Annotated in this window: 27 protein-coding genes; 17 read left to right on the top strand and 10 right to left on the bottom strand. The window is 71.5% G+C overall.

Annotation, left to right across the window (positions count from 1 at the left end):
* Nucleotides 1-7: 7 nt before the first annotated feature.
* Nucleotides 8-1,324, bottom strand: coding sequence for an MFS transporter (locus EDF24_RS10630; protein ID WP_123702800.1), 1,317 nt, complete (start codon nucleotides 1,322-1,324; stop codon nucleotides 8-10).
* A 48-nt stretch (nucleotides 1,325-1,372) separates the two neighbouring features.
* On the opposite strand from EDF24_RS10630, the gene EDF24_RS10625 reads away from it, so the two are divergent.
* From EDF24_RS10625 to EDF24_RS10615, 3 genes are read left to right on the top strand one after another with little or no spacing between them, the layout of a single operon-like run.
* Nucleotides 1,373-1,744, top strand: coding sequence for an FKBP-type peptidyl-prolyl cis-trans isomerase (locus EDF24_RS10625; protein WP_123653915.1), 372 nt, complete (start codon nucleotides 1,373-1,375; stop codon nucleotides 1,742-1,744).
* The gene (locus EDF24_RS10620; protein WP_123702798.1) at nucleotides 1,744-2,598 is read left to right on the top strand and encodes an aldo/keto reductase; all 855 of its coding nucleotides are present in this window, start codon (nucleotides 1,744-1,746) and stop codon (nucleotides 2,596-2,598) included. Before EDF24_RS10625 ends, EDF24_RS10620 begins: the two co-directional genes overlap by 1 nt.
* A gap of 59 nt (nucleotides 2,599-2,657) precedes the next feature.
* A complete protein-coding gene (locus EDF24_RS10615; RefSeq protein WP_123702796.1) occupies nucleotides 2,658-4,901 on the top strand; it encodes an ATP-binding domain-containing protein in 2,244 nt (747 codons plus the stop codon).
* Nucleotides 4,902-5,036: 135 nt separating this feature from the next.
* Here EDF24_RS10615 and EDF24_RS10610 read toward each other — a convergent pair whose 3' ends face one another.
* The 3 genes from EDF24_RS10610 to EDF24_RS10600 form a co-directional block, all read right to left on the bottom strand.
* Nucleotides 5,037-5,309 carry a protealysin inhibitor emfourin gene (locus EDF24_RS10610; RefSeq protein WP_123653912.1) on the bottom strand — a complete coding sequence of 91 codons (273 nt, stop codon included), beginning with the start codon at nucleotides 5,307-5,309 and terminating at the stop codon, nucleotides 5,037-5,039.
* 20 nt (nucleotides 5,310-5,329) lie between these two features.
* A complete protein-coding gene (locus tag EDF24_RS10605; protein WP_123703457.1) occupies nucleotides 5,330-6,382 on the bottom strand; it encodes a M4 family metallopeptidase in 1,053 nt (350 codons plus the stop codon).
* A gap of 63 nt (nucleotides 6,383-6,445) precedes the next feature.
* On the bottom strand, nucleotides 6,446-7,507 hold the full coding sequence (locus EDF24_RS10600) for a glycoside hydrolase family 6 protein (protein ID WP_123702793.1): 1,062 nt from the start codon (nucleotides 7,505-7,507) through the stop codon (nucleotides 6,446-6,448).
* 110 nt (nucleotides 7,508-7,617) lie between these two features.
* Between EDF24_RS10600 and EDF24_RS10595 the strand changes: the two genes are divergently transcribed.
* The 5 genes from EDF24_RS10595 (at nucleotide 7,618) to EDF24_RS10575 (ending at nucleotide 10,533) form a co-directional block, all read left to right on the top strand.
* A complete protein-coding gene (locus EDF24_RS10595; protein WP_165931566.1) occupies nucleotides 7,618-8,064 on the top strand; it encodes a VanZ family protein in 447 nt (148 codons plus the stop codon).
* Nucleotides 8,065-8,183: 119 nt separating this feature from the next.
* Nucleotides 8,184-8,453 (top strand): 30S ribosomal protein S15, encoded by a 270-nt coding sequence (rpsO, locus tag EDF24_RS10590; protein ID WP_123653908.1) that lies wholly within the window; start codon nucleotides 8,184-8,186, stop codon nucleotides 8,451-8,453.
* Between the two features lie 154 nt (nucleotides 8,454-8,607).
* A complete protein-coding gene (locus EDF24_RS10585) occupies nucleotides 8,608-9,231 on the top strand; it encodes a CE1759 family FMN reductase (protein ID WP_123653907.1) in 624 nt (207 codons plus the stop codon).
* A 112-nt stretch (nucleotides 9,232-9,343) separates the two neighbouring features.
* Nucleotides 9,344-9,610, top strand: coding sequence for a hypothetical protein (locus EDF24_RS10580; RefSeq protein WP_123702790.1), 267 nt, complete (start codon nucleotides 9,344-9,346; stop codon nucleotides 9,608-9,610).
* A 2-nt stretch (nucleotides 9,611-9,612) separates the two neighbouring features.
* Nucleotides 9,613-10,533: an FAD:protein FMN transferase gene (locus EDF24_RS10575; RefSeq protein WP_123702788.1), complete on the top strand. Its 921-nt coding sequence runs from the start codon at nucleotides 9,613-9,615 to the stop codon at nucleotides 10,531-10,533.
* Nucleotides 10,534-10,566: 33 nt separating this feature from the next.
* Here the strand turns inward: EDF24_RS10575 and EDF24_RS10570 are convergent, their stop codons facing one another.
* Entirely contained in the window at nucleotides 10,567-11,757 is a 1,191-nt protein-coding gene (locus tag EDF24_RS10570) for a hypothetical protein (RefSeq protein WP_132050389.1), read from the bottom strand.
* Between the two features lie 278 nt (nucleotides 11,758-12,035).
* Between EDF24_RS10570 and EDF24_RS10565 the strand changes: the two genes are divergently transcribed.
* Nucleotides 12,036-14,324 carry a polyribonucleotide nucleotidyltransferase gene (locus EDF24_RS10565; RefSeq protein WP_123702784.1) on the top strand — a complete coding sequence of 763 codons (2,289 nt, stop codon included), beginning with the start codon at nucleotides 12,036-12,038 and terminating at the stop codon, nucleotides 14,322-14,324.
* A 71-nt stretch (nucleotides 14,325-14,395) separates the two neighbouring features.
* Here EDF24_RS10565 and EDF24_RS10560 read toward each other — a convergent pair whose 3' ends face one another.
* From EDF24_RS10560 to EDF24_RS10550, 3 genes are all read right to left on the bottom strand, one after another.
* Complete coding sequence (locus EDF24_RS10560; protein ID WP_123702782.1) at nucleotides 14,396-14,923, bottom strand: YbhB/YbcL family Raf kinase inhibitor-like protein; 528 nt, start codon at nucleotides 14,921-14,923, stop codon at nucleotides 14,396-14,398.
* 435 nt (nucleotides 14,924-15,358) lie between these two features.
* Complete coding sequence (locus EDF24_RS10555) at nucleotides 15,359-16,324, bottom strand: ferritin-like domain-containing protein (protein ID WP_123653902.1); 966 nt, start codon at nucleotides 16,322-16,324, stop codon at nucleotides 15,359-15,361.
* A gap of 186 nt (nucleotides 16,325-16,510) precedes the next feature.
* A complete protein-coding gene (locus EDF24_RS10550) occupies nucleotides 16,511-17,161 on the bottom strand; it encodes a TetR/AcrR family transcriptional regulator (protein WP_185017162.1) in 651 nt (216 codons plus the stop codon).
* Between the two features lie 240 nt (nucleotides 17,162-17,401).
* On the opposite strand from EDF24_RS10550, the gene EDF24_RS10545 reads away from it, so the two are divergent.
* On the top strand, nucleotides 17,402-18,736 hold the full coding sequence (locus EDF24_RS10545; protein ID WP_123702780.1) for a pitrilysin family protein: 1,335 nt from the start codon (nucleotides 17,402-17,404) through the stop codon (nucleotides 18,734-18,736).
* Nucleotides 18,737-18,744: 8 nt separating this feature from the next.
* Nucleotides 18,745-19,347 (top strand): histidine phosphatase family protein, encoded by a 603-nt coding sequence (locus EDF24_RS10540; protein WP_123653899.1) that lies wholly within the window; start codon nucleotides 18,745-18,747, stop codon nucleotides 19,345-19,347.
* Here the strand turns inward: EDF24_RS10540 and EDF24_RS10535 are convergent.
* A complete protein-coding gene (locus tag EDF24_RS10535; RefSeq protein ID WP_123702778.1) occupies nucleotides 19,344-19,847 on the bottom strand; it encodes a GNAT family N-acetyltransferase in 504 nt (167 codons plus the stop codon). The two genes, EDF24_RS10540 and EDF24_RS10535, sit on opposite strands and share 4 nt — an antisense overlap.
* Before the next feature lie 23 nt (nucleotides 19,848-19,870).
* On the opposite strand from EDF24_RS10535, the gene dapB reads away from it, so the two are divergent.
* Together dapB and EDF24_RS10525 are read left to right on the top strand one after the other, a co-directional pair.
* A complete protein-coding gene (dapB, locus tag EDF24_RS10530; protein ID WP_123703453.1) occupies nucleotides 19,871-20,617 on the top strand; it encodes a 4-hydroxy-tetrahydrodipicolinate reductase in 747 nt (248 codons plus the stop codon).
* Nucleotides 20,618-20,619: 2 nt separating this feature from the next.
* Entirely contained in the window at nucleotides 20,620-21,063 is a 444-nt protein-coding gene (locus EDF24_RS10525; RefSeq protein WP_395867861.1) for a tetratricopeptide repeat protein, read from the top strand.
* Here the strand turns inward: EDF24_RS10525 and EDF24_RS10520 are convergent.
* Nucleotides 21,060-21,971, bottom strand: coding sequence for a TIGR01777 family oxidoreductase (locus EDF24_RS10520; protein WP_123702776.1), 912 nt, complete (start codon nucleotides 21,969-21,971; stop codon nucleotides 21,060-21,062). The two genes, EDF24_RS10525 and EDF24_RS10520, sit on opposite strands and share 4 nt — an antisense overlap.
* Before the next feature lie 103 nt (nucleotides 21,972-22,074).
* Between EDF24_RS10520 and EDF24_RS10515 the strand changes: the two genes are divergently transcribed.
* The 4 genes from EDF24_RS10515 (at nucleotide 22,075) to EDF24_RS10500 (ending at nucleotide 26,246) form a co-directional block, all read left to right on the top strand.
* Nucleotides 22,075-22,905, top strand: a complete 831-nt coding sequence (locus EDF24_RS10515; RefSeq protein ID WP_123702774.1) for a thymidylate synthase — start codon at nucleotides 22,075-22,077, stop codon at nucleotides 22,903-22,905.
* Complete coding sequence (locus EDF24_RS10510) at nucleotides 22,905-23,429, top strand: dihydrofolate reductase (RefSeq protein ID WP_123702772.1); 525 nt, start codon at nucleotides 22,905-22,907, stop codon at nucleotides 23,427-23,429. Before EDF24_RS10515 ends, EDF24_RS10510 begins: the two co-directional genes overlap by 1 nt.
* A 114-nt stretch (nucleotides 23,430-23,543) precedes the next feature.
* Entirely contained in the window at nucleotides 23,544-24,521 is a 978-nt protein-coding gene (gene dapA / locus EDF24_RS10505) for a 4-hydroxy-tetrahydrodipicolinate synthase (RefSeq protein ID WP_123656390.1), read from the top strand.
* Nucleotides 24,522-24,569: 48 nt separating this feature from the next.
* Nucleotides 24,570-26,246 (top strand): ribonuclease J, encoded by a 1,677-nt coding sequence (locus tag EDF24_RS10500; protein ID WP_123656391.1) that lies wholly within the window; start codon nucleotides 24,570-24,572, stop codon nucleotides 26,244-26,246.
* The last annotated feature ends 25 nt before the right edge of the window (nucleotides 26,247-26,271 follow it).

Here is a 26,271-nt window from a genome sequence, read left to right as displayed (position 1 = left end):
GCGCCCGTCAGTTCGCGTGCGGGTGCAGGGCGTCGTAGCGGCGGAAGGAGGGGACGAGCCGCAGGAGCAGTGCGACGAGGCCGATGATCGCGATGCCACCGAGGATCGGCGGGAACGCGAACCCGACCGCGACGGCGAGACCGGCGTAGAGGTCGCCGAGGCGCGGGCCGCCCGTGACCACGACGATGAAGATCCCCTGCAACCGTCCGCGCATCCCGTCCGGGGACGCCGCCTGCAGGATCGTGTTGCGGAACACCGAGCTGACGTTGTCGGCGCCGCCCGCGAGCGCCAGGAACAGCGAAGCGAAGCCCAGTGCCGGCAGGATCGCCGTGCTGAACGACTCTCCGGCGCGACCGCCGAGCACGTGTGCGAGCGCGACGACCACGCCGAACGCGGCGATCGCGGCGCCGTAGGCCGTGATCGCCCAGCCGACGGCCTCGCCCTGGCGACGGACGTGGCCGAGTGGTCCGGAGAACACGCTCGAGAGGAGCGCCCCGATCGCGTACGCGGCGGTGAGCGTGCCGACGGTGATCGCCCCGCCGCCGATCACGAGCGCGCCGATCGCGGGGAAGAGCACGCGCGGCTGCCCGAACGTCATCGCGATGATGTCGAGCACGAAGGTCATCGTGATGTTCCGCGAGCGCCGGAGGAACCGGGCACCCTCGATCAGCGAGCTGAGCCCCGGCCGGAGGGCGTCGTGGTCGGCGGCCATCCGCGGCAGGGTGAACACCCCGGCGAACGCGAACGTGAAGAGCACCACGTCGATCGTGTAGGTCGCGGCGAACCCGACGCTCGCGATGAGGACACCGGCGATCGCGGGGCCGACGGTGACCTGGAAGCCGGACGCGATCCCGCCGAGGGCGCTCGCCGCCGGCAGGAGGTCGGTGCCGACCAGGCGGGGGACGATCGCCGAGCGGGAGGCGTTGCTGACGGTCGCGGCCACGGCGTTGACCGTGGCGAGGACGTAGAGCAGTGCGACGCTGTGCAGCCCGAGCCAGGAGTGCGTGGCGATCAGGGCGACCGCGGCCCACGCCACGATGCTCGACACCAGTGCCACCGTCCGGCGGTCGAATGCGTCGGCGAGCATCCCGCCGTAGAGCCCGGCGACGACCATCGGCAGCAGCGCGATCACGCCGACGAGGGCCACGGCGAAGGTGGAGTGCGTGATCTCGTACACCTCGAGGCCGACCGCGACGGTGGTCATCTGCGTGCCGATGCCGGCGATCGCGGTGCCGGCCCAGAGCCGTGCGAACGCGGGGGAGCGGCGGAGCGGGGTGAGGTCGGCGAAGAGACGGCGGCGTTGCTGCTGGGGGGATCGTGTCACGGTGGAACCATTCTGGGGCCTGTCCGCCGTCTCTGGTTGACTTGCGGCATGACTGACCTGAACAGCAAGCCCGAGTTCGACGCTCCCGAGGGCCCCGCGCCCACCGACCTCGTCATCACCGACATCGTCGAGGGTTCCGGCGACGAAGCGAGCGCCGGTTCGACCGTGAAGGTGCACTACGCCGGCGTCGAGTACGAGACCGGTGAGGAGTTCGACAGCTCCTGGAACCGTGGCGAGCCGATCGACTTCCCGCTCGCGGCGCTCGTCCGCGGCTGGCAGGAGGGCATCCCCGGCATGAAGGTCGGCGGGCGCCGCAAGCTCGTCGTCCCGCCGGAGCTCGCCTACGGCCCGGCCGGCGGCGGCCACTTCCTCTCCGGCAAGACCCTGATCTTCGTGATCGACCTGCTGGGCGTGCGCTGATGCCGACCGGCGAACCGAGCGTCCCGACCGCTCCGACCGTCGAGCTGAACGACGGGCACCAGATGCCCGTCCTCGGTCTCGGCACCTACTCGCTCGACGGCGACGAGGGCGCCGCGGCGATCGGCACCGCGATCGCGAGCGGCTACCGGCTGCTCGACACCGCGCTCAACTACGGCAACGAGGACGCGGTCGGCCGTGCCGTGCGCGACTCGGACGTGCCGCGCGAGGAGCTCTTCGTCACGTCGAAGCTCCCGGGTCGCCACCACGGCTGGGACGAGGCGCACCGGTCGATCGACGAGACCCTGGGGAACCTCGGCCTCGACTACGTCGACCTCTACCTGATCCACTGGCCGAACCCCTCGGTGGACAAGTTCGTGGACACCTGGAAGGCGTTCGTCGACCTCCGGGACAGCGGCAAGGTCCGCTCGATCGGTGTCTCGAACTTCACGCCGGCGCACCTCGACCGGATCATCGAGGCGACCGGGGTCGCCCCGGCCGTGAACCAGGTCGAACTGCACCCGTACTTCCCGCAGGGTGCGCTCCGTCAGGTGCACCAGGACCTCGGCATCGTCACCGAGAGCTGGAGCCCGCTCGCGAAGCGCTCGGAGCTCCTCACCGAGCAGCCGATCACCGCCGCGGCCGCCGCCCACGGGGTCACCCCGGGGCAGGTCGTGCTCCGCTGGCACACCCAGCTCGGTGCGATCCCGGTGCCGAAGTCCGGCGACGCGGACCGGCAGCGCGAGAACCTCGACGTGTTCGGGTTCACGCTGACCGAGGAAGAGGTGGCGGCGATCTCCGGCCTCGAGCGCGGACGGCTGTGGGACGGCGACCCGGACACGCACGAAGAGATGTAGCGGCATCGCCCGGAGGGACAGGGGACTACACTGGATACCCCTGTCCCGAAGGGTGGCGTGTGTCCGAACCGACCGAGATCGACCGTGAGCGTGCGTACGTCGACGGGCTCTTCGCCCGACTCGACGAACTGACCGCCGAGGCCGAGCAGCGTCTCGCCGAGACCCGTCGTCAGGCGGTCGGCGGGAACCACCAGAGCCGCAGTGAGCGCGACGCGTTCGCGAAGCTGTACGAGGACACGATCCAGACGCTGGAGCGTGTCGGGGACCGTCTGGTCTTCGGCCGGCTCGAGGTCGCCGACCCGCCCGCCGGTGAGGACGCCTTCCGCTACATCGGCCGCGTCGGCCTGCGGGACGCCGAGCACCGCCCGCTCCTGCTGGACTGGCGCGTCCCCGGTGCGAGCGCCTTCTACCAGGCGACCGCGGCGCACCCGATGGGGATGCGCGCCCGTCGCCACCTCTCGCTCGAGGGCCGCAGCGTCGTCGGTGTCGAGGACGAGGTCTTCGACGCGACCCTCTACGACGACGAGCGCACCCACCTGCAGGGCGAGGGCGCACTGCTCGCCGCCGTCACCGCGGAGCGCACCGGTCGGATGACCGACATCGTCGCGACGATCCAGGGCGAACAGGACCGCATCATCCGCTCCCCGCTCGAGGGTGTGCTCATCGTGCAGGGCGGTCCCGGCACCGGCAAGACCGCCGTGGCGCTGCACCGGGCCGCGTACCTGCTCTACTCCTACCGCGAGCGCCTCCGGGGCTCCGGCGTGCTCGTCGTCGGTCCGTCGCCGGCGTTCCTCACCTACATCGAGCAGGTCCTGCCGTCCCTCGGCGAGACCGGCGTCGTGATGGCGTCCCTCGGATCGCTGTACCCGGGGATCGACACCGCGAGGCACGACCGCCGGGACGTCGCCGCGGTGAAGGGCTCGGCGGAGATGGCCGACCTGCTGCGCCGTGCGGTCCGCTCACGCCAGGTCGTGCCGACCGAGTCCGTCACGCTCGACGTCGAGGGCGAGCGGCTCGTCGTCCCGCCGCAGCTCGTCGCCGACGCGATGCACCGTGCGCAGGACCGTGGGAAGCCGCACAACGCCGCCCGCGTCTCGTTCAACAAGTCCGCGCTCGACGCGATGACGAAGCTCCTCGCCGAGCAGCTGCGCCAGCGTGGCACGACGGTCGACGACGCCGACATCAAGGTCCTCCGCGAGGACATCCGGTCCTCGTACGACGCCCGCGTGCTGCTGAACACCGCGTGGCTCCCGCTGCCCGCGGAGAAGCTCATCGAGGACCTCTACGCCCGCCCGAACTGGCTGGCGTCGCTCACCCCGAACTGGTCCCCGGAGCGCCGGGCGCTGCTCACCCGTGAGCGCGGTGCGGGCTTCACCGTCGAGGACGTCCCGCTCCTCGACGAGGCCGCCGAGCTCCTCGGCACCTTCGACCCGACGGGCGGCGCGGCGAAGCGGCAGGCGAAGGCCAGCCGGAACCGTGACATCGAGAACGCCCGCCAGGCCATCGAGAACATGGGTGTCGAGGGCATCGTCTCCGCCGAGCAGGTCGCCGGGGCCTTCGCCGAGGGCGGGGACCCGCGCACGACGGCCGAGCGTGCCGCCGAGGACCGCGAGTGGACGTACGGTCACATCGTCGTCGACGAGGCGCAGGAGCTCTCGCCGATGCAGTGGCGCGTGCTCGCCCGCCGCAACCCGCTCCGGTCGTTCACGATCGTCGGGGACATGGCGCAGGGCTCGTCGCCCGGCGCCGCGCGCACGTGGGACGACGTCATCGGGGCGCTCGCACGCCGCCGTCGTGGCCGTGCGCCCCAGGTCCCGCTCGACCACCGCGTCGAGGAACTCACCGTCAACTACCGCACGCCGCGCTCCATCGTCGAGGCAGCCGGCGAGTTCGCCGCGGCCGCGGGGCTCACGGTGACCGCGAACCAGGCGGTCCGCGACGGCGACCCCGTCGTGCGCCTCCGGGTGCCACGTGCCGGCGTGCTCGACGCCATCGCGGCGACCGTCGTGCGCGAGCGCGAGCACATCGGTGCGGGGACCACCGGCGTGATCGTCCCGGACGCGCAGGTCGAGGCGGTCCGACAGCGACTGGCGGGAGCCGACGTGGACGTCCGGTCGCTCGGATCGCCGCGGCCGGGCTCCGTGACGGTCCTCACGGGTGCGGACGCGAAGGGACTCGAGTTCGACGGCGTCCTGCTCGTCGACCCCGACGGCGTCGGTGCCGACGCGGCCCGTGCCGCCGCGGCGGTCTACGTCGCGATGACACGCCCCACCCGTCGCCTGACGGTCATCGACGTCACCTGACCGGGCGCGCGCAGTTCCGGTTGCGCTCTCGTGCGAACGTCGCGCCCCGTCATGCCGGGGCGCGATGCCGCTGCGGGGGCGCGATCCGGCAGCGGCGTCGCGTCACGACCGGACGGGAGGCGCGGAGCCCGTCCGTCAGGTCGGCTCGCCCTCGGCGCGCACCCGGTCCACGAGCGCGGCCCACGGTCCGTCGAGCTGGCTGCCCGGCATCCGCACGGTGGTGCGGGCGACGGTGATCGTCCACTCGAAGTCGTCGGGCACGGAGTTCCGGCGGCGCGGCGGCGACTCGCGGGGGAGTGACCCCACCAGGTCGTACCAGCCGTCGGGGTCGTCGCACGCGTCGGTGTCCACACGCCAGCCCCTGGTGAGGCCGGCGAAGCCACCACTGCGGCGGACGACGATGTGCATGCTCCCGAAAATACGCGCTCTCAGGCCAGGACGCCGACGTTCCGCCATGCCTCGGTCACCGCGGCCGACTGCGACGAGCCGGACCCGAAGCGGGTGTCCGCCGCGGCGACCGTGACCCGCGCGAAGCCGGCGAAGTCGATCGACGCGGTGACGTCCGGCGAGGTCAGGGCGTCCCACCAGACGGCCCCGGCGCCGTCCCACGCGTCCCCGCCGATCGCGGTCGCCGCAAGGGAGAAGGCGTGGTTCGGGATGCCCGAGTTCGTGTGCACGCCGCCGGAGTCGTCGGTGGTCTCCACGTACCCGGCCATCGTCCCCGGCTGCGGGTCCTTCCCGAGCACCGGGTCGTCGTACGCGGTCCCCGGGGCCTTCATGGACCGCAGCGCCACGCCGTGCACCGCGGCGGTGAACAGCCCCTCGCCGATCAGCCACGTCGCCTGCTCGGCGGTCTGCCCCGCGGTGTACTGCGCGACCAGGGAACCGAACACGTCGCTGATCGACTCGTTGAGCGCGCCGGACTGCCCCTGGTACGTCAGGTCCGCGGTGTACTGGGTGACGCCGTGCGTGAGCTCGTGGCCGATCACGTCGAGCGCGATCGTGAAGCGGTTGAACACCTCGCCGTCACCGTCGCCGAAGACCATCCGGGTTCCGTCCCAGTACGCGTTGTCGTAGTCCTGCCCGTAGTGCACGCTGGCGTCGAGCGGGAGCCCGGCGCCGTCGATCGACACCCGGCCGAACACGTCGAGCCAGAACGCGTGCGTCGCCCCGAGGCCGGCGTACGCCTCGTCCACGGCGGCGTCGCCGGAGTCGGGGCCCCCTTCGCTCCGGACGAGCGTGCCCGGCAGCGTGGTGGACCCCTTCGCGTCGAAGATGCTCCGCTGTGGTGAGCGGTCCGGCGCCGTGGCCGGGTGACGCACGCCGAGCCGGGCTTCGCGCTTGGGTGCCTGGACGGTCTCGAGGGAGGCGAGCGCCGTGCGCGCCGCCGGGGTGGCGCGGGGGAACGCGTCGGTGGGCGCGTCCGCGATGGCGCGCAGCAGGTACGGCGGGACGACGGATCGGAGCTGGGCGGCGGTCATGGTGCCCATGCAACCCCCGGGCACCGACATCGGACGCCGGTTCAGCCTCCCGATCGGATGTCCTCAGCTGCCCTTGCGGTTCTCGACCAGCGCGAGCGCGTACGACTCCCACCACTGACCCGCGGCCGGGCCGCCGTTGCAGGTGCCGTCGCTGAGCCCTGGGGTCTTCACCCAGAGCAGCGCGTCCAGCCGGGACGACCCCGCGGCCACGTGCGGATCCTGGCCGAGCCCCGCGCCGTCGGGGTTGCACCACGTGCCGCGCCAGCCCTGGCCGTTCCGGGAGACGTCGATGACGAAGTGCGGGTCGCCGCCGATCGCGTCCGCGAGGCCGTCCGCGTACGTCCGCTCCTGGTCCACCCGGTAGAAGTTCGAGACGTTGGTGAAGAAGCCCTGGGTCTGGTCGATCCCGGCCTTCCGCAGCCAGCCGGCCATCTTCGCGGTGGGGACACGGTTCTCGTTCCCGCCGTCGAGGTACACCGTGAGCCCGTGTCCGGAGAGTTCACCGACCGCCTTCCGGAGCAGCGGCAGCCGCGAGTCGAGCAGGCGCTTGCAGACCTGGATCTGCGCGATGGCGTCGGGCTCCACGAGGACCACGGCGTGCGACCCCGCCATCGCACGCACGGCCGAGCGCACCCAGGGCAGGTACTCCGACGCCGTCGTGCCGCCCTTGGAGTAGCTGCCGCAGTCGCGGTCGGGCACGTTGTAGAGCACGAACACCGGCGTCTTGTCCTGCGACGCCGCGTTCGCGACCACCTGCCGGATCGTGGCGCGGGTCTTCGTGACCGAGGTGTTCGTCAGCCAGGTCGCGATCGGCTGGTCCGCGATCTCGGCGATGCGGTCGGCGGTGGTGTCCTCGCCGTCCTGGCGCGCCACCCGTTCGCGCATGCCGGGCTGGTTCTCGCTCGCCGGCTGCCGGGCGAGGCCGCCGGGGAAGGCCTGCGCGGCCGTCGCCCGCTCGACGATCCGGCGCCCGTCGGGCCCGTTCGGGCGGTTCGGCAGCCACACCGAGACGGTCACGACGACCGCGGCCACGACGACGGCGACCGCGCCGATGAGCACCCACTGGCGTGCAGCGCTCGACAGCCGTCGTCGATGTCGGTGCTTCGTCGTGTCCTGGTCCGGCATCGGCGGTGCTCCTGATCTGACCGTGTCCCGTCGGGCTCGTCGTCACCATCGTACGGATCTCCCCAGGAGCGCTCCAGGACTCTGGCAGGCAGATGACCCACACTGTCGGGATGTTCCGGAAACTCCTCCTGCTCGCCCTCACGGCGGCGTACGCCTGGGTGATCTGGCGGATGACGTTGACGCCGCACGTGTTCACGTCCGCCGAGAACTCCCTCGTCCTGCACGCGCTCGCCTGGGCGCAGCACCTGCCGCACGGCTCGTGGCTGACCTACGACCGCACCGAGTTCCTCGCCAACATCGCCATGTTCGTGCCCGTCGGGATGATCGCCGCGATGTGGCTCCCGCGCCGCTGGTGGTTCCTCGGCGTGCTGATCGCGGTCGGCCTGTCCGGCGGCATCGAGCTCGCGCAGGGCGCACTGCTGCCGAACCGTGTCTCGGACCCGCGCGACGTCCTGTCGAACGGCATGGGCGGCCTGCTCGGCGCCACGCTCGTCGGCCTCGTGCGCAGCCTGATGCCAGCACCCCGGCGGCGACGCCTGCGGGCACGGACCGTCTGACGCCCCTGGTGCCGCTCGCGCTCTGGTAGTCTTGTGCGGTTGCCGTAGAACGGCCGCGGACAAAGAGCGCCCATGCATCAGGCATGAGCACCGCGCAACGGATCGAAAGGGGATCACCAATGGCACTTGACGCACAGGTCAAGCAGGAGATCATCGAAGAGTACGCGACCCACCCGGGCGACACCGGATCCCCCGAGGTCCAGGTCGCCGTTCTGACGCGTCGTATCAACGACCTGAACGAGCACCTCAAGGAGCACAAGCACGACCACCACTCGCGTCGTGGTCTGCTGCTCATGGTCGGTCAGCGTCGCCGTCTCCTCGGCTACCTCTCCAACGTCGACATCGCTCGCTACCGTGCGCTCATCGAGCGCCTCGGCCTGCGCCGCTAAGGCATCGCCGCTCGTCGACGAACACACGGCTTGATCGAACGCCCCGGTCCTCTTCGCTGAGGACCGGGGCGTTCTCCGTTGCCGGGAATGCTTGCGTTCCCTCCTCGGTTGGCTACGATGTTCATGCAAACGCATTGAAAGATCGGGAGTCACCATGACCACCATCGCCGTCGTCTCCGCCGGGCTCTCCGAGCCGTCGTCGACCCGACTGCTCGCCGACCGGCTGGCCGAGTCCGCCGTCGCCGCCATCGAGACGACCGGGACGGGAGGCTCGCCCCGCGTCGTGCACGTCGACCTGCGTCCGCTGGCCCACGAGATCACCGACGCGATGCTCACCGGGTTCCAGGCGCCGGCACTGGCAGCGGCCACCGCCGCGGTCGTCGAGGCCGACGCGCTCGTGTTCGTCTCGCCGATCTTCACCGCGGGGATGAGCGGGCTCGCGAAGTCGTTCCTCGACGTGATGGACAAGGACGCCCTCGCCGACATGCCGGTCCTCCTGGCGGCGACCGGTGGCACCTCCCGCCACTCGCTGGCGATCGAGCACGCGATGCGTCCCGTGTTCGCGTACCTCCGCGCAGCCGTCGTGCCCACCGGCGTGTTCGCCGCGACCGACGACTGGGGCACCCGAGGTGACCAGGCGGCACTCGACGGACGCATCCGCCGGGCCGGGGCCGACCTGGCCTGGGCGATCGGAGCCTCCCGTCGGAACCCACAGGAGGCGGACGCCCTGCCGGAGGTGGCGGACTTCGCGAGCCTGCTCGGCGGACTCGGGCACTAGTCCGACCGGCGCTCTCATCGCCGACACAGGGATCCCCGGGCCCGGGTGCAGCACCCGCCCGGGGAATCCATCGTCCCGGCTGCCAACCTCGTGGTGACGGCGAGGAGGAACGATGGACACCAACGGCAAACGGTCCGGACGGACCACGACGGCGATCGTCGGCGCGGGCGGGCTCGCGGTGGCGCTCGTCACCGGTGGCGGGTTCTGGGTCGGGCACCAGGCGGACGCGACCCTGGCGGACGCGACTCAGGCGACTGCGACCCTGGCGGACGCGACTCAGGCGACTGCGACTCAGGCGACTGTGACCCTGGCGGCCGCCGACTCGGGTGTCGCCCCGGGCCGTGCCGGCAACTCCGACGCGATGACGACGGGGTCGTGACCATGCGCGCCAGCACGTCGTGGGACCTCTGGACCACCACCGCCTCGGTCGTCCTCGACCACCGGGACCGCCGCCACCTCGCCGCCGCCGAGTCCTGCGTGCGCGAGGTCACCGCAGCCGTCGAGGCCGCGTGCAGCCGGTTCCGGCCGGACTCGGAACTGCTCGCGCGGGCCGGGGAGCTCGAGCGCGGCGCCGTGGTCAGCCCGCTCCTCGCCAGCCTCGTCCACCAGGCGCTCGACGCAGCCGAGACCACGTCCGGCGACGTCGACCCGACGCTCGGCGCCCGGATGGTGTCGCTCGGCTACGACGCCGCGTTCGCCGACGCCCGGGTCGTCCCGGAGCCCGCCGAACTCGCGGCGGCGCTCGACGGACGTCCGGCGTGGCGACGGGTGCTGCTCTCCGGGACCTTCCTGCGGGTGCCGCACGGCGTCGTCCTCGACCTCGGCGCGACGGCGAAGGCCGTGGCCGCCGACCTGGCCGCCGCGAGCGTCACCGCCCGGCTCGGCGTCGGCGTGCTCGTCGCGCTCGGCGGGGACGTCGCCACCGCCGGCCCGGAGCCGCGCGGCGGGTGGCAGGTGCGCGTGCGGGACCTGGACGACGACCCCGAGGACCGGATCACCCTCGGTGCCGGCTGGTCCGTGGCGACCTCGAGCACGCAGAAGCGCCGGTGGGAGCAGGACGGGACGGCCCGGCACCACATCCTCGACCCGCGCTGGGGACTGCCGGCGGACCCGGTGTGGCGGAGCGTCACGGTCGTCGCGCCGTCCTGTGTCGCCGCGAACACGATGACCACCGCGGCCGTGGTCCGTGGGCACCGGGCGCTGCCGATGCTCCGCGAGCACGGTGTCGCCGCCCGGCTCGTCGCCGCGGACGGCGAGGTCATCCGGGTGGGCGGCTGGCCCGAGGAGCGCGAGGTCGCCTGAACGAGGCGCTGGCGGCCGCTCGGGCGCTGTCGCTCAGTACCAGTGCGGGTTGACGCTCATCTCGTGGTTCCACGCGCCGCACGGGCTGCCGTAGGAGCTCTTGATGTAGGCCAGGCCCCAGTTGATCTGGGTGTTCTGGTTCGTCCGCCAGTCGGCTCCGGCGGCGGACATCTTGTTCGCCGGCAGGGACTGCGGGATGCCGTACGCACCGCTCGAGGAGTTCAGCGCGTTCGCCCGCCACCCCGACTCCTGCGTCCACAGCGACACGAGGCAGCCGTACTGGTCGTCGCCCCAGCCGTAGTTGCCGAGGACGCTCCGGGCGTAGGCCTTCGCCGCCGCCGGGTCCACCGTCACGCCGGCGGTGCTCGGGTAGGACGTCCCGGCGCTCGCGGAGCTCCCCGTGGTCGTGGTCGCGGCAGCCGATGCCTTCGCTTCCGCGGCCGCCTTCGCCGCCGCACGTTGTGCCGCAGCCTGGGCCGCGACCGCCTGCCCGACCTCGTACTGCTGCTCGGTCGCGGCGCTGGTGTCCTTGAGTGATGCCAGCTGCGCGTACAGCTCGTCGCTGTGGTCCTTGGTCGACGCGACGGCTGCGTCGGCGACCTGCTCCGCCGACTTCGCCTCGGCCGAACGTTCCTCGGCGGCCTGGGCGAGGGAGGCTCGCTCGGTCTCGGCGCGCTTCGCCTGGTCGTGCAGCGACGACGCGGTCTTCGCGGCGACGGACGCCTCGTCCATCACGCCCGCCCAGCTGCTCGAGAGCTGGTCGAGCGCGCCGAGCTGGTACAGCAGTTCGTCGGGGTCCTTCGCGGTCGCGATGCGCGTGGTCATCTGGTTCGTCGACCCGTCGCGGTACAGGTTGGCGGCGAGCTGTCCGGCACGCGTCTGTGCGCGCTTCGCGGTCGCCGACGCCTGGTCGGCCTGGGCCTGGAGGCTCGTGGCGGTCTGGGTGGCTTCACTCAGGTCCGCCTCGGCTGCGGTCGCCTTCGCGGACGCGTCGAGCGCGGCCTGCGACTTGGTCGCGGCCTCGGCCTGGGCAGACTGCAGCGCGGCCTGCACCTTGTCGACCTCGGCGGCCTTCGCCTGCTCGTTCCCCTTGGCCTTCTCGACGTCCTGCCAGCTCGGGTAGTCCGTCGCGCTCGCGGGGACGGCGGTCACGACGGGGGCGACGAGCGCACCGACGAGCACTGCGGCCGCGACGAGCACGCGTCTGACAGGGGATCGACGCATGGTCGAAGGCTATCGGGGACACGCCCGTTCGCCACCAGCCTCGCCGTCGATGCACCGCTGAATGCTAAAGTCGCGGTGTCTGGGGACCGTTTCCCGAGACGACACACAACATCGCACGCAGACCGGCACGAAGCTGGTCATCGGTGGTGGCATGCGGGCCGATCACGTCCCGACTGCTTCTACTGCTGGCCAGGCATGCGTTCCGCGTCGTGGAGCGCACGTGCACGCGTGTGCCCGAGGCCGGGTCTGCTGCATCACAGACGCAAGGAGGCATCCTCTTGGAGGGTCCCGAAATCAAGTTCGCTGAAGCGATCATCGACAACGGTCGCTACGGCACCAGGACGGTCCGGTTCGAGACCGGCCGTCTCGCGCAGCAGGCACAGGGTGCCGTCGCCGCGTACCTGGACGAAGAGACCATGCTGCTCTCGGCCACCAGCGCCGGCAAGCACCCGCGTGAGGGCTTCGACTTCTTCCCGCTGACGGTCGACGTCGAGGAGCGCTCGTACGCTGCCGGCAAGATCCCCGGCTCGTTCTTCCGTCGTGAAGGCCGCCCCTCGACCGAGGCGATCCTCGTCTGCCGACTCATCGACCGGCCGCTGCGCCCGTCGTTCGTCGACGGCCTCCGCAACGAGGTCCAGATCGTCATCACCGTCCTGAGCATCGCTCCGGACGAGTTCTACGACGCGCTCGCGATCAACGCGGCATCGGCGTCCACGCAGATCTCCGGCCTGCCGTTCTCCGGCCCGATCGCCGGCGTGCGCCTCGCGCTCATCCCCGGCGCGAACGGCACCGACCAGTGGGTCGCGTTCCCGAAGGCGTCGCAGCTCGCTGACGCCGTCTTCGACCTCACCGTCGCCGGCCGTGTCGTCACGGACGAGGCGGGCAACGAGGACGTCGCCATCATGATGGTCGAGGCCGAGGCCACCGAGCACAGCTGGGACCTCATCCAGGGCGGCGCCACCAAGCCCGACGAGGCCGTCGTCGCGCAGGGTCTCGAGGCGGCGAAGCCGTTCCTCAAGGTCCTCGTCGAGGCGCAGGCGAAGATGGCCGCGCAGTCGGCCAAGGAGATCCAGGACTACCCGGTCTTCCCGCCGTACGCCCCCGAGGTCTACGACGCGGTCGAGGCCATCGCCCTCGCCGAGCTCGGCGACGTCTACAAGATCGCCGGCAAGCTCGAGCGCCAGGACGCGGACGACGCCCTCAAGGCCCGCGTCAAGGAGGCCATCGCCGCCAAGGTGACGGCCGGCGAGCTCCCTGAGAGCGCCAACGGCCAGGTCAGCGGCGCCTACAAGTCGGTCACGAAGAAGGTCGTCCGCGGCCGCATCCTGACCGAGCAGATCCGCATGGACGGCCGCGGCCTCGCCGACATCCGTCCGCTCGACGCCGAGGTCGCCGTGATCCCGCGCGTCCACGGTTCGGCGATCTTCCAGCGCGGCGAGACCCAGATCCTGGGCGTCACCACGCTGAACATGCTCAAGATGGAGCAGCAGATCGACTCGCTGTCGCCCGTCACGAAGAAGCGTTACCTGCACCACTACAACTTCCCGCCCTACTCGACCGGCGAGACCGGCCGCGTGGGTTCGCCGAAGCGTCGCGAGATCGGGCACGGCTTCCTCGCCGAGCGCGCCCTCGTGCCGGTGCTGCCCTCGCGCGAGGAGTTCCCCTACGCGATCCGTCAGGTGTCCGAGGCCCTCGGCTCCAACGGCTCGACGTCGATGGGCTCCGTCTGCGCCTCGACCCTGTCGCTCCTCAACGCCGGTGTGCCCCTCAAGGCACCGGTCGCGGGCATCGCGATGGGCCTCGTCTCCGACACCGTCGACGGCCAGACCCGCTACGCGGCGCTGACCGACATCCTCGGTGCCGAGGACGCACTCGGCGACATGGACTTCAAGGTCGCCGGTACCTCGGAGTTCGTCACCGCGATCCAGCTCGACACCAAGCTCGACGGCATCCCGTCGTCGGTGCTCGACGCCGCGCTGAAGCAGGCCAAGGAAGCCCGTTCGGCCATCCTCGGTGTCCTCACCGAGGCGATCGATGCCCCCGACGAGATGGCGGACACCGCGCCGCGTGTCATCTCCGTGCAGATCCCCGTCGACAAGATCGGCGAGCTGATCGGCCCGAAGGGCAAGACGATCAACGGCATCCAGGACGAGACCGGTGCCGACATCTCCATCGAGGACGACGGCACCGTCTACATCGGCGCCGTCGACGGTCCGTCGGCCGAGGCGGCTCGCGCCCAGGTCAACGCGATCGCGAACCCGACCAACCCGGAGATCGGGGACCAGTTCCTCGGCACCGTCGTGAAGATCGCCACCTTCGGCGCCTTCGTGTCGCTGCTCCCGGGTCGCGACGGTCTGCTCCACGTCTCCGAGGTGCGCAAGCTCGCCGGTGGCAAGCGTGTGGAGAACGTCGAGGACGTCCTCGGCGTCGGCCAGAAGATCCTGGTCGAGGTCACCAAGGTCGACGACCGCGGCAAGCTCTCGCTCGCGCCGGTCGTGGCGGACGAGGTCGACGTCGAGGGCGGCGCGGGTCACGAGACCCACGCCACCGCGCCGGCCGAGGGCTGAACCCAGCCAGTCGCCTGACAGCACGAACGGCCGTCGCCCCTCGGGGCGGCGGCCGTTCCGCGTGTGCGGGCTCAGGCGGCGGGGGTCTCCTGCGTGCCCATCAGGACGGCGCGGGCGAGCAGGTGATCGCGGAGCATGAACCCGACGACCGCGGGGGTCGCGTCGACGGGGACCTCGAGCAGTGGGACGTCGAGGGCGCTCAGCGTGAAGAAGTACCGGTGTGAGCCGTGTCCGGCGGGCGGAGCGGCCCCGAGGAACGTGTCCGAACCGAACTCGTTGTGACGTCGGAGTGCGGCGGCCGGCAACAGGGCGTCGTCGGTCCCGGCACCGGCGGGGAGCGAGGTCACGTCACCGGGGATGTCGGACACGGCCCAGTGCCAGAAGCCGGAGCCGGTCGGGGCGTCGGGGTCGTACACGGTGAGCACGTAGCTCTGGGTGCCCTCCGGTGCGCCGGACCACGTCAGTTCGGGGGAGCGGTCCTCGCCGCCGACGTCGGAGCCGCGTGCGGAGGTGGGCAGCTCGCCGCCGTCGGTGAAGTCGGGGCTGGTCAGGGTGAAGGTGGGCACCTCGGGGAGGCGCCAGAGCGGGTCGTTGGCCATGTACCCAGGCAACCACCCGTCCCCTGGGGGCGACCGGGACGGCGTCCCGGTCGCCCCCAGGGGACGACCGGGACGGCGTCCCGCGGCCGAGATCGCAGGACCTGTCGCGTCAGACGGTGCCGGGCGACAGATGGTGCGATCTCAGCGAGCGTGCGCGTGCCCTGGGGGCGGACGGGAGGCCCGGTGCCAGCTGGCACCCTTCCCTCGCAGGCTCGGTCGGCGCGCCCCGCGCAACGCTTCGCGTTGCCGCTGAGCGGGGCGCGCCCGTCCGGTCGTGGTCGGACGCTTCGTTGGTGCGCCGCCGAGATCGCGATCCGTGTCGGGTCCGCCGCGGCGGAGCGACAGATGGTGCGATCTCAGCGGGAGCGCACGACGCGCGCGACGCGCGCGGCGCGCGCGGCGCGCGGCGCGCGACGCGCGGCCGAGACCGGCGGATCAGGCGGGGCCGGTCGCGCTGCCGGGGTTGCCGCTCGCGACGATGGCGCCGTTCACGCCCTCGGGGAAGAAGCCGCCCTTGTCGATCTGGTTCGGGTTGAGGAACACGATGTTGAGCACGCGTTCCGCGGTGCGGCCGTACGCGAGCGAGTTCGCGTCGGTCGGGACGAAGTTCACCGCGCCGGCCCGGGTCGTGATGCCCTGGTCGTCGTCGGTGCCGCCGTCGAGGGAGTCGCGGGCGTCGGAGATCTTGTTCGCCGGCACCTGCAGTCCCTTGTCGTAGAGCTTCGAGCGGATGATGCCGGCGTGGTAGGCCTCGACCGCGAGGATCCCCGCGGCGGCGCTGAGGTACGTCTTGTTGGTGATCAGCGGGGCCGCACCCTTGTAGGCGGTGACCCCCACGTCCTCGAACACGTACGCGCCGAGCAGGAAGTTCTCCTCGCTCGCGAAGGGGTCGAACCTGCCGGTCGGCCCGACGACCCCGGCGGCCCGGGCGGCCGCGGTGAAGCTGTTCGTGAAGTCGATCTTCGGCCGGGCCACCGCGGCGCCGCCGAGCGCGGACCGGAGGAACGCGACGTGCGCCCGCTCGTCGTTCGCGATCTCGGTCGCGATGCCCCTGATGGCGGGGGTCTTGAACGGGACCCGGCGGCCGCCGACGACCGGCCCCTGGGGGTCGATGCCTCCGGTCATGCTGGCGGCGAGGCCGGTGCCGAAGACGGCGCGGAGGTAGAACTCGGCCTCGAGGTACTCGAGGTTGAGCGCGAAGTTGAGGATGGCGGCGTCGGACACGGCGCCGTCCTCCTGCGGGGTGGCGACGGCGGGAGCGGCGGAGAGCACCGAGGTGCCGAGCGCGGCGAGGCCGGCTGAGGCGCCGGCGACACCGGCGGCTGCGAAGAAGCGTCGGCGGTCGAGAGCGTTCTCGGCGCTCCGGTCGACGGCATGGCGGATGAAGGCGTTGTCGAACATCGTTGTCCTCGAGTCGTGCTGGCAGCACTGAGGTCCCGCCGACGCTGCAGGGAAACGGGTCGACGGGATCGCGATCGGCGGGTTGGTCGATCGTGCGCGTCAAGCTACCCCCGAAGAGGGGGCATCACCAGGGGTGCGCGGAAAGCGGCGGTCGGCCAGCTCGGCAGGCGCGCTCAGCCCGCTCGCTCAGCCGGCGAGGACGCGCTCGGCGACCCGGCCGAGCGCCGCCGTCGCGGCGATCGCGTCGCCCGCGTACGCGCCGGACATCGCGCCGTCCCGGGCGAGCATGAGCTCGTCCGCGCCGTCGCCGGGCAGCGGGTGACCCGCTTCCTGCAGGAGGTCGGCGAGGCGCTCGGTGTACCAGTCGCGGTGGCTCGCGACGACTTCGCGTACGGGGTCGCGCGGGTCGTGGTACTCCGCCGCGGCGTTGAGGAACGCGCAACCGCGGAAACCGGGCTCGTGCACCTCGTCGGCGACGGCGGTGACCCAGGACCGGACGGCCTGCGCGGGGGAGTCGGCGTCGGCGATGAGTCGCTCGAAGCGGTCCTGCACGTGGTCGTGCTGCGCCCGGATGTAGGCGAGGATCAGGTTGTCCTTCGACCCGTAGTGCTTGTAGAACGTCGCCTTCGTGACGCTCGCCTCGGAGATGAGGCGGTCGACGCCGACGCTGTGGATGCCCTCTTCGTAGAACAGCCGCGTTGCCGTCTCGAGGATCCGGACCTTCGCGCCGCCGGGACGGGGAGCCGGGGGGAGGCTCGACCCGTCCGGCGACGGAAGGTTCGGATCGCTCGGTCCAAGGAGACGCTGGACGGCCGGTTGGGGGGAATCGACCGTCACAGCGTGGCTCTCCTTGGGACTCATCGGCTCCGCGGCTGAGCGGGGGGACTCGTGCCGCCGAGGACTGATGTCCCGAGCCACCGGATCGGAATCTAGGGGGACTACCGATCCGGCATGCACGACTGTAGCACAAGGAGGACAGACAGACGAGTCGGTCTGTCCTCAATTTCTGTACCCCACTTCGAGGCACAGTCCAGATGCTGGATGAGGCACCCCGGAGAGTCAGTAGGCTCGACGGCGATGAACCACCCAGTGCCGTTGCCCCTCCAGGCCCCGGACACGTCGTTCCTGACGTCCGGGGGATCCTTCGTCCGCCGTTCCGTCCTCCCGTCGGGCGTCCGCGTGCTGACCGAGGCCGTTCCGGCGTCCCACTCGACGAGCATCGGCTACTGGGTCGGGGTCGGCTCCCGCGACGAACGCGAAGGCCAGTTCGGCTCCACGCACTTCCTCGAACACCTGCTGTTCAAGGGCACGACCACGCGCAGCGCACTCGACATCGCCGTCGCGTTCGACTCCGTCGGTGGCGAGCACAACGCCGCGACCGCCAAGGAGTACACCTGCTACTACGCCCGCGTCCGCGACGCCGACGTCCCGATGGCCGTCCGGGTGATCGGTGACATGGTGACCAACTCGGTGCTCGAGCCGCAGGCGTTCGACATCGAGCGCGGGGTCATCCTCGAAGAACTCGCGATGGCCGCGGACGACCCGGCCGACCTCGCCGGAGAAGCGTTCTTCGCCTCCGCCTTCGAGGGGCACGCCCTCGGCCGTCCGATCGGCGGCACCCCGGAGAGCATCCGCGCGGTGCAGCGTGACGAGGTGATGGCGCACTACGCCGAGCACTACGCGCCGAGCGGGCTGGTCATCACCGCCGCCGGCGCCGTCGACCACGACCGCTTCTGCGCCCTCGTCGAAGAGGTCTTCCAGAACGCCGACAAGGCGGCCCCGGTCGCGCGGCGCACCGCGAAGCCCGTCGCCGACCGCGCCGCCGAACAGCTCACGGTCGTGCACCGCCCCACCGAGCAGGTCAGCATGCTGCGCGGCTCGCAGGGCCTCGACCTCCGTGACGAACGCCGCCCCGTGCTGAGCGTGCTGAACGCCGTCCTCGGCGGGGGCATGAGCTCCCGGCTCTTCCAGGAGGTCCGCGAGCGCCGTGGTCTCGCCTACGCGGTGTCGTCCTTCGCACCCGCCTACCTCGACAACGGCGCCTTCGGGGTCTACGCGGGCTGCGCCCCGGACAACGTCGCCGGGGTGATCGACATCGTCGACGCCGAGTTCGAGCGGATGGTCGACTCGGGCATCACGGACGACGAGCTGCGTCGTGCCAAGGGCCAGATCGAGGGCGCGCTGACGCTCTCGCTCGAGGACTCGGACGCCCGGATGACCCGCCTCGGTCGCGCCGAGCTCGGCACCGGCGAGTTCACCGATCTCGACACCGCCCTCCAGCGGGTCGACCGGGTCTCCAGGGGCGACGTGCTCGACCTGGCACGTGACCTCCTGACCCGCCCGAAGATCACCGCGGTCGTCGGGGACGTCGAGCGCGCGGCTCTCGAGAGCGCGATCGGCATCGGCGGTTGATGCGGGAGATGTCGCACTACCTCTACCTCGTGCGCCACGGCGAGCACCAGGACGCTGAGCACGGCCTCCGCGACGGCAAGCTGTCCGAGCGCGGCAAGCGGCAGTCCATGCTCATCGCCGACCGGCTCGGCGGGGTGCCCTTCGACGGCGTCTACCACTCGCCGCTCGACGCGCCGACCGAGACCGCGTCGTTCCTGGCGCAGCGACTGCCGGCGATCCAGCCGGAGCCGTCGACGCTGCTCTTCGACTGCATCCCGTCCGGTCCCACCCCGGACATGCCGACCGCGTACAAGAAGTTCTACGGCGGGATCACCGAGGAGGAGATCATCGCCGGGCAGGCCCAGATGGGCGACGCCGTCGCGGAGTGGTTCACCCCGGCCATGCAGGACCGGCACGACCTGATCATCACGCACAACGCCGTGATCGGGTGGTTCGTGCGAGAGGTCTTCCAGGCGCCGGAGTGGCGCTGGATGGGCACGAACGTCGCACACACGGCGCTGACGGTGATCCGGATCCGGTCCGCGAAGCCCGCCGAGCTCGTGACGCTCAACGACACGGCGCACCTGCCGGTCGAGCTGCGGACGGGGCTGCCGGTCGCCCAGCCGGTCTAGGGACGCTGCCCGACGGGTCTGCGGTACCAGGCGGTCGCGTTCGGGTTGTCGTTGAAGGGGTCGACGCGGGCGTAGCCGCGGCTGCGGTACATCGCGCCGGCCGCGACGAGGGAGTCGTTCGTGTCGAGCACGATCGCCGTCGCCCCGAGTGCGGCACCCGCGCGTTCGAGTTCGTCCATGACCGCCGTCGCGACCCCGCGGCCGCGGCCCGCCGGCGAGACGAACACGTGCTTGACCTCGAACCGGACGTCGTCGCCGTCGTCCGTGATGCGCCGGAGTCCGCCGCAGCCGATCGGGACGCCGTCCGGGTCGTACGCCACGACGAACACACCCCGCGGCGGCGTGAACTCCACCGCCGGCGTGCGCTTCCGGGAGTACGTCCCTTGCGCGCTCGGGAACGTCGCCTCGCGCTCGTCGAGGTAGGCGTCGAGGAGCGCATCGACCTCGGGCAGGTCCGCCGGGACGGTGCGCACGGTGACCGGGGTGCGATCGATGGTCATGCGTCGATCCTAGGATGGAGCGCATGGTCACTCCCGTCGCCGTCGTCGGCGCCACCGGTCGACTCGGGGGCCTCGTCGCCGCCGTGGTCGAGGAACTGCCGGGCTTCGAGCTCGTCGCGAGCCTGTCGTCGAAGGACGGCGCGCACGAAGCCGGTCCGTCGGTGTTCAACGGTGCCGCGGTCGTCGTCGACGTGACGGTCCCGGCGCTCAGCCCGGCGATCGTCTCGAACGCGCTGGAGAGCGGCGCGAACGTGCTGGTCGGCACCTCCGGCTGGTCGGCGAGCCGGTTGGCATCGCTCAGGACCGCGCTCGCGGAACGGCCGGAGCAGGGGGCCTTCGTCGTCCCGAACTTCTCGATCGGATCCGTCCTCGGCACGCACCTGGCCACGATCGCCGCGCCGTGGTTCCCCGCGATCGAGATCATCGAGACGCACCACGCCGGCAAGATCGACTCCCCGTCCGGCACCGCGGTGCGCACCGCGGAGCTCATCTCCGAGGCGCGTCGGGACGTCGGCCCCGTCGACGCCCCGCACGTCGACCAGCGCGCCCGTGGGCAGCAGGTCGCGAGCGTGCCGATCCACTCGCTGCGACTGCCCGGCGTGAAGGCCGTGCAGGACGTGGTGCTGAGCGGCCCGGGGGAGACCCTGACGATCCGGCACGACACCAACGACGACATCGCCTACGCGCCGGGCATCCGCGCCGCACTGTCCGCGGTCGTCGACCTCCGCGGCCTCACCGTCGGGCTCGGCTCCGTGCTCGGCATCGGCTGACCGTGGGGATCCGCTCGCCGTTCTGGGGCGCAGCCCTGATGACGGTGCTGCTCGCGCTGTACATCGTGCTCGTCGGCCAGCGCGCCGTCGCCTTCATCGCCACGGGTCTGGCGATCGGCATCGCCATCGGTGTCGCGCTGTTCGTGATCGCGGTCATCGGGGCACTGCTGCTCGTGCTCGAGTTCCGGTTCGGGTTGCGGATCACGCGTCTCGGTGCCCGGCTCGAACGCGAAGGCGGCACACCCGGTGACGTCGTCCCCGTCCGTCCGTCGGGGCGGCCGGACCGGGCCGCCGCGGACGAGCTGTTCCCGCAGTACAAGGCCGCGGTCGAGGCGGCGCCGGACGACTGGCGCGCGTGGTTCCGGCTCGGGGTCGTCTACGACGCCGCGGGGGACCGGAAGCGGGCCCGGGCGGCGATGCGGACCGCGCTGACGCACGCGCGCTAGAAGACCGCGTCGACCGCGTCCTCGGCGCGTGTGTACCGGAACGTGTACCCGGACTCCAGGAGCTTCGTCGGCACCATCTGCTGACTCGACAGGAGCATCTCGTCAGCGGCCTCCCGCAGCAGCGTCTTCAGCGCGAACTCCGGGATCCGGAACACGTACGGCCGGTGCAGGTCCTCGGCGACACGCTTCGTGATGCGGTCGGCGACGGCGGGCTCCGGTCCCGCGAGGTTCACCGGTCCGGTGACCTCCGCGGCGCCCGGTGCGGTCGCGAGGTGCACGATCGCCCCGACCTCGTCCTCGAGCGCGATCCACGGCCAGTGCTGTCCGCCGGTGCCGAGCCGACCGCCGAGGCCGAACTTCGTGAGCGGGATGAGCGGAGCCAGCGCGCCGCCGCCCTGCCCGATGACGATCCCGGTGCGCAGGGTCACGACGCGCACCCCGTCCGGCGCCTGGTTCGCCGCTGCTTCCCACGCGGTGCAGACCTCGGCGAGGAACCCGGACCCCGCTGCGGCGTCGTCCTGCAACACGTCCGACGGACGGTCGCCGTAGACGCCGGATGCGGAGCCGGAGAGGAACAGTCGCGGCGGGGTGCTCGCGTGCCGCATGGCCTCGACCAGGGTGTCGGTCGCGTCGATGCGGGAGCGCTCGATCTCCAGCTTGTACGAGTCGGTCCACGGCAGCTTGCCGATGTTCGCACCGGCGAGGTTGATCACGACGTCCGCGCCGTCGAGCACGGCCGGGTCGAGCGGGCGGCTGCCCGGCGCCCAGCGGAACTCGGTGGGGGAGTGCGGTTCGCGCCGCACCAGGGTCGAGACGTGGTGCCCGGCGTCGCGCAGCGCACGCACCAGGGGGGTCCCGATGAAGCCGGACGCGCCGGCCACCAGGATCGAGAGCGGCTGTTCCGCCATGTGGGCCTCCTTGGCAGCAACGGTACGCATCCGCCACTGGAGGCCCGGGGTACGCCGCGCAGGTCGGCTCGCCAGTGTGGGTGGTCCCGTTTAGGCTTCTGCCGTGACCGACACTGCGACCGTCCAGCCCGACGCCACCGTTGCCACCCCGTACGAAGACCTGCTCCGCCGCGTCCTCACCGAGGGCGCTCCGAAGGGCGACCGCACCGGGACCGGCACCCGCAGCGTCTTCGGCGCGCAGCTCCGCTACGACCTGTCCGAGGGCTTCCCGCTCATCACCACGAAGCGCGTGCACTTCAAGTCGATCGCGTACGAACTCCTCTGGTTCCTCCGCGGCGACGGCAACGCCACCTGGCTGCAGGAGCACGGCGTCCGGATCTGGAACGAGTGGGCTGACGAGTCCGGCGACCTCGGTCCGGTGTACGGCGTGCAGTGGCGCTCATGGCCGACGCCCTCGGGGGAGCACATCGACCAGATCGCCCAGGTCATCGAGCAGATCAAGGCGAACCCGGACTCCCGCCGGCTGATCGTCTCGGCGTGGAACGTCGCGGACATCCCGGACATGGCGCTCGCCCCGTGTCACGCGTTCTTCCAGTTCTTCGTCAACGACGGCAAGCTCTCGTGCCAGCTCTACCAGCGGAGCGCGGACATGTTCCTCGGCGTCCCGTTCAACATCGCCTCGTACGCGCTCCTGACGCACATGATCGCGGCGCAGACCGGGCTCGAGGTCGGCGACTTCGTCTGGACCGGCGGTGACTGCCACATCTACGACAACCACGTCGCGCAGGTCGAGGAGCAGCTCTCCCGCACGCCGTACGCGCCGCCGACGCTGGAGATCGCGCCGCGCGACTCCATCGACGACTACGTGTACGAGGACTTCGAGGTCGTCGGGTACCACCACCACCCGGCGATCAAGGGCGCGGTCGCCGTCTGATGCCGACCGAACCCTGGTCGGAACCCATCCGCGGAGTCGGGATGGTCTGGGCGCGGTCGACCGGCGGGGTCATCGGCGCGGACGGCGGGATGCCGTGGCACGTCCCGGAGGACCTCGCGCACTTCCGGCAGGTCACCGGCTCCGGCACCGTCGTGATGGGTCGGCGCACCTGGGACTCGCTCCCGCCGCGCTTCCGACCCCTGCCCGGCCGCCGCAACGTCGTCCTGACCCGTGACGAGTCGTGGACGGCCGAGGGGGCCGAGGTCGTGCACGACCTGGCGACGGCGCTCGACACCGACGAACCCGTGTGGATCATCGGCGGTGGCCAGGTCTACGCGGCCGCGCTGCCGTTCGCCGACCGGGTGTCCGAGACCGTGATCGACACGGACGTCCCCGGCGACACGACCGCGCCGGCGATCGGCGACCAGACCGACACCTGGCAGGTCGTCGACGACGGCGCCTGGCACGAGTCCCGCAACGGCGGCGTCCGCTACCGCTTCGTCGAGTGGCGACGCCGCGCCTGAGACGCGCCCGCCCGCCGGTCGCCACCGGCGTGACGGGGCCGCACCGGGCCTCCCGTCCGACCACCGTCCATCCGGACGGCCGAACCGGTCCGCATCCCCGGTACGCTGGTGCCCGTGTCCCCGCGTGAGAATCCCTTCGGTCAGGTCCTCGTCGCCCTCGTGACCCCGTTCACCGCTGACGGCGAAGTGGACTGGCCCGGCGTCGAGCAGCACATCGACGACTGCATCACCGCCGGCGCCGACGGCATCGTCGTCACCGGCACCACGGGTGAGACCTCGACGCTCACCGACCCGGAGAAGCTCCGCCTGGTCGAGGTCGGCAAGTCCGTCGCCGGCGGCCGCGCGAAGATCATCACGGGCGGTGGCTCGAACGAGACCGCGCACGCGATCCACCTCTACAAGCAGAGCGAGAAGGCCGGCGCCGACGGTGTGATGATCGTCACGCCGTACTACAACAAGCCGACCCAGTCGGGCGTGCTGACGCACTTCCGGATGATCGCGGATGCCACCGACCTGCCGGTGATCCTCTACGACATCCCCGGTCGCACCGGCATCCCGATCACGTACGAGACCATCGTGCGGGCCTCGCACCACCCGAACATCCTCGCCGTGAAGGACGCCAAGGGCGACTTCGCCGAGGTGTCCCGCGTGCTGAACAACACCGACCTGATGTACTTCTCCGGCGACGACACGAACGTGCTCCCGCACCTGTCGATCGGCGCCACCGGACTCATCGGCGTGACGGCGAACATCACCAGCACGCCGTACCGCACGATCATCGACGCCGTGAACGCCGGGGACCTCGCCACGGCCACCCGCGAGCACCAGCGCATCGAGCCGCTCGTGCGCGCGGTGATGACCCACGTGCCCGGCACCGTCGCGGCGAAGTACATCCTGCACGGGCTCGGCCGCATCGGCAGCCCGCGCGTCCGTCTGCCGCTCGTCGGCCCGGAGGACTCCGAGGCGTACGCCATCGAGACCTCCCTCGAAGCGGTGCACGGGATCCCCGGCGCCGACTTCTCCAACTTCCGCCCGGACCGCAACGCGGCCGCCGGCGGTGCGCTTCCGAAGGTGCCAGGCACCACCCGTTGATCGACCGCGGCGCGCGGGATCGCGCGCCGCCGAAGCAGTCAGGACCGAATGCCCACGCAAGTCTCCGAACCCCAGCCCCTCGAGCCGGGCACCCTCCGCGTCATCCCGATCGGTGGCCTCGGCGAGATCGGTCGCAACATGACCGTCTACGAGTACGAGGGCAAGCTCCTCATCGTCGACGCCGGCGTCCTCTTCCCCGAAGAGCACCAGCCGGGCGTCGACCTGATCCTGCCGGACTTCGCGCCGATCCGGGACCGCCTCGACGACGTCCTCGGCGTCGTGCTCACGCACGGCCACGAGGACCACATCGGCGCCGTCCCGTACCTGCTGAAGCTCCGCGACGACATCCCGCTGATCGGCTCCACGCTGACCCTGGCCCTCGTCGAGGCGAAGCTCAAGGAACACCGGATCAAGCCGTACACGCTGGTCGTCGCCGAGGACCAGACCGAGCAGCTCGGCCCGTTCCACCTCGAGTTCGTCGCGGTGAACCACTCCATCCCGGACGCCCTCGCCGTCGCCATCACGACCCCCGCCGGTCGTGTGCTGCACACCGGCGACTTCAAGATGGACCAGCTCCCGCTCGACGACCGCATCACCGACCTCCGCGCCTTCGCGCGCCTCGGTGAAGCCGGCGTCGACCTGTTCCTGCCGGACTCCACGAACGCCGACGTGCCGGGCTTCACCGCCCCCGAGCGCGACATCGGACCCGTGCTCGAGAACATCATCATGCGCGCCCGCAAGAAGGTCGTCGTCGCGAGCTTCTCCTCGCACGTGCACCGCGTGCAGCAGGTCCTCGACGCCGCGGCCGCCGCGAACCGCAAGGTCGCGTTCATGGGCCGCTCGATGATCCGCAACATGACGATCGCCGCCGACCTCGGGTACCTCCGCGTGCCGGAGAACGTGCTCATCGACACGAAGAAGGCCAAGAACGTCCCGGACGACCAGATCGTCTACATGTCGACCGGGTCCCAGGGCGAGCCGATGGCCGTCCTGGCGCGCATGGCGAACCTCGAGCACCAGATCGAGATCGGCGAGGGCGACACGGTCATCCTGGCGTCGAGCCTCATCCCGGGCAACGAGAACGCCGTGTACCGCGTGATCGACGGGCTCACCAAGCTCGGCGCGAAGGTCGTGCACAAGGGCAACGCGAAGGTGCACGTCTCCGGACACGCCTCCGCCGGCGAGCTCCTCTACTGCTACAACATCCTGCGGCCGCGGAACGTCCTGCCCGTGCACGGCGAGCACCGCCACCTGTACGCCAACGCGGACCTCGCGATCCAGACCGGGGTGCCGCCGCGCAACGTCATCCTCGGGCAGGACGGCATCGTCGTCGACCTGAAGGACGGCGTCGTGAACGTCGCCGGGCAGCTCGACATCGGGTACGTCTACGTCGACGGGTCGACCGTCGGCGAGATCACCGACGCCGACCTCAAGGACCGCCGCGTCCTCGCCGAGGAGGGCTTCATCTCCGTCTTCTGCGCCGTCGACTTCGCCACCGGCCAGTGCGTCATCGGCCCGGAGATCCAGTCGCGCGGTTTCGCCGAGGACGACTCCGTCTTCGACGACGTCCGCCCGCAGATCGCGCGTGCGCTGGCCGACGCGGCCGGCAACGGCACGCGGGACCAGCACGCGTTCAGCCAGGTGGTCCGTCGGACCGTCGGCCGGTGGGTCAACACGAAGCACCGTCGTCGCCCGATGATCGTCCCGGTGATCATCGAGGCGTAGCGCTCGGCTGCTGCTGTCGGCTGTC

Origin of the sequence: Curtobacterium sp. PhB130 (assembly GCF_003755165.1) — a bacterium.
Lineage (GTDB): Bacteria > Actinomycetota > Actinomycetes > Actinomycetales > Microbacteriaceae > Curtobacterium.
The sequence above is the reverse complement of the archived record's forward strand: the minus strand, read 5'-3'. Positions and strand labels throughout refer to the sequence as shown.

Excerpts from the sequence above, each read along its gene's own strand:
- EDF24_RS10620 (WP_123702798.1), top strand. The coding sequence starts at position 1,744 with ATGCCGACCGGCGAACCGAGCGTCCCGACCGCTCCGACCGTCGAGCTG.
- dapB (WP_123703453.1), top strand. The coding sequence starts at position 19,871 with ATGGTCACTCCCGTCGCCGTCGTCGGCGCCACCGGTCGACTCGGGGGC.
- EDF24_RS10600 (WP_123702793.1), bottom strand. The coding sequence starts at position 7,507 with ATGCCGGACCAGGACACGACGAAGCACCGACATCGACGACGGCTGTCG.
- EDF24_RS10560 (WP_123702782.1), bottom strand. The coding sequence starts at position 14,923 with ATGGCCAACGACCCGCTCTGGCGCCTCCCCGAGGTGCCCACCTTCACC.
- EDF24_RS10535 (WP_123702778.1), bottom strand. The coding sequence starts at position 19,847 with ATGACCATCGATCGCACCCCGGTCACCGTGCGCACCGTCCCGGCGGAC.
- EDF24_RS10595 (WP_165931566.1), top strand. The coding sequence starts at position 7,618 with ATGTTCCGGAAACTCCTCCTGCTCGCCCTCACGGCGGCGTACGCCTGG.
- rpsO (WP_123653908.1), top strand. The coding sequence starts at position 8,184 with ATGGCACTTGACGCACAGGTCAAGCAGGAGATCATCGAAGAGTACGCG.
- EDF24_RS10540 (WP_123653899.1), top strand. The coding sequence starts at position 18,745 with ATGTCGCACTACCTCTACCTCGTGCGCCACGGCGAGCACCAGGACGCT.
- EDF24_RS10610 (WP_123653912.1), bottom strand. The coding sequence starts at position 5,309 with ATGCACATCGTCGTCCGCCGCAGTGGTGGCTTCGCCGGCCTCACCAGG.
- EDF24_RS10580 (WP_123702790.1), top strand. The coding sequence starts at position 9,344 with ATGGACACCAACGGCAAACGGTCCGGACGGACCACGACGGCGATCGTC.
- EDF24_RS10500 (WP_123656391.1), top strand. The coding sequence starts at position 24,570 with ATGCCCACGCAAGTCTCCGAACCCCAGCCCCTCGAGCCGGGCACCCTC.
- EDF24_RS10510 (WP_123702772.1), top strand. The coding sequence starts at position 22,905 with ATGCCGACCGAACCCTGGTCGGAACCCATCCGCGGAGTCGGGATGGTC.
- EDF24_RS10570 (WP_132050389.1), bottom strand. The coding sequence starts at position 11,757 with ATGCGTCGATCCCCTGTCAGACGCGTGCTCGTCGCGGCCGCAGTGCTC.
- EDF24_RS10520 (WP_123702776.1), bottom strand. The coding sequence starts at position 21,971 with ATGGCGGAACAGCCGCTCTCGATCCTGGTGGCCGGCGCGTCCGGCTTC.
- EDF24_RS10605 (WP_123703457.1), bottom strand. The coding sequence starts at position 6,382 with ATGACCGCCGCCCAGCTCCGATCCGTCGTCCCGCCGTACCTGCTGCGC.
- EDF24_RS10575 (WP_123702788.1), top strand. The coding sequence starts at position 9,613 with ATGCGCGCCAGCACGTCGTGGGACCTCTGGACCACCACCGCCTCGGTC.
- EDF24_RS10555 (WP_123653902.1), bottom strand. The coding sequence starts at position 16,324 with ATGTTCGACAACGCCTTCATCCGCCATGCCGTCGACCGGAGCGCCGAG.
- EDF24_RS10625 (WP_123653915.1), top strand. The coding sequence starts at position 1,373 with ATGACTGACCTGAACAGCAAGCCCGAGTTCGACGCTCCCGAGGGCCCC.
- EDF24_RS10585 (WP_123653907.1), top strand. The coding sequence starts at position 8,608 with ATGACCACCATCGCCGTCGTCTCCGCCGGGCTCTCCGAGCCGTCGTCG.
- EDF24_RS10545 (WP_123702780.1), top strand. The coding sequence starts at position 17,402 with ATGAACCACCCAGTGCCGTTGCCCCTCCAGGCCCCGGACACGTCGTTC.